This window comes from Streptomyces sp. NPDC001156, from assembly GCF_053598275.1.
On the sequence record NZ_JBSFJX010000543.1, the window covers coordinates 1 to 1340 of the forward strand.

Sequence of the window (1340 nt, forward strand, 5' to 3'; positions counted from 1 at the left end):
AACTCGCTCGCCGACTACCTCGCCAAGATCTCCCCACCCGGAACTGAAACAAGCTAAATACTTAGACTCGCCATTTCCGGCGCGTCACACTAGTGTCCTGCGCCGGAGATCCGTCGGCAGAAGCGTGCGAGGGAGTCGAGGATCTCTTCTGCTGTCTTGGTCCAGATGAAGGGCGTGGGGTCTTCGTTCCAGTCCTTGACCCATGCGCGAATGTCGGCCTCGAGGGCCTGGATGTTCTTGTGTGCGCCGCGGCGGATCATCTGGTGGGCCAGGTAGCCGAACCACCGCTCGACTTGGTTGATCCAGGAGGAGCCGGTCGGGGTGAAGTGCAGCTCGAATCGCGGGTGTTTGGCCAGCCAGGCCTTGATCGCGGGTGTCTTGTGGGTGCCGTAATTGTCCACGATCAGGTGGACCTGCAGGTGCGCAGGCACTTCCTTGTCGATCCGGATCAGGAACTTCTTGAACTCGACAGCCCGGTGCCGGCGGTGCAGGGCGCTGATGACCTGCCCGGTGGCGACGTCGAACGCGGCAAACAAAGTGGTCAGGCCGTTGCGCACGTAATCGTGGGTGCGCCGCTCGGGCATGCCCGGCATTATCGGCAACACCGGCTGGGACCGGTCCAGCGCCTGGATCTGCGACTTCTCGTCCACCGAGAGCACCACCGCACCCTCGGGCGGATTGAAGTACAGACCCACGACGTCGTAGACCTTCTCCACGAACAACGGATCCGTCGACAGCTTGAACGTGTCCGCCAGATGCGGCTTGAGCTGGAACTTCCGCCAGATCCGGCCCACCGTCGACTTCGACAGGCCGCTGTGCTGAGCCATCGACGTGCGCGACCAGTGCGTGGCGTTCTTCGGCAACTGCTCCAGCGTGGTGACCAGCACCGCCTCCACTTGATCGACAGTGATGACGGGCGGCCGACCCGGCCTGGGCTCGTCCACCAGCCCGTCCAACCGCTCAGCGAGAAACCGCCGCCGCCACTTACGGACCGTGTCCGCGGCCACCCGCAGATCCCGGGCGACGGCGACGATCGGCGGCACCTCCGGCCCCGCACACGCCAGCACAATCCGCGCCCGCAACGCCAACGCCTGAGCCGATGTCGCCCGACGAGTCCACCGCTCCAGCTCCGCCCGCTCCTCCACGGACAAAAGCAGCGGCTCCAGCTTCGGGCCCCGACGAGGAACTGACGCACCAGCAGTAGAAGTCACACACCAACTAACGATCAACTACTGGCGCAGGACACTAGGGCCTGTTCTGAGTCGTGATCTCGGTACCGATGACCGCTTCCGGTAGCCACGGTCGAACTGGTAGACCTCTCATGTGCTGCGACGTGAACT

General features: G+C 64.0%; 1 protein-coding gene. It reads right to left on the reverse strand.

The genetic code is table 11. From position 1 onward, the window contains the following. Positions 1-89: 89 nt before the first annotated feature. Positions 90-1211 (reverse strand): IS630 family transposase, encoded by a 1122-nt coding sequence (locus tag ACWDA7_RS52990; protein WP_450615407.1) that lies wholly within the window; start codon positions 1209-1211, stop codon positions 90-92. Positions 1212-1340 lie beyond the last annotated feature (129 nt).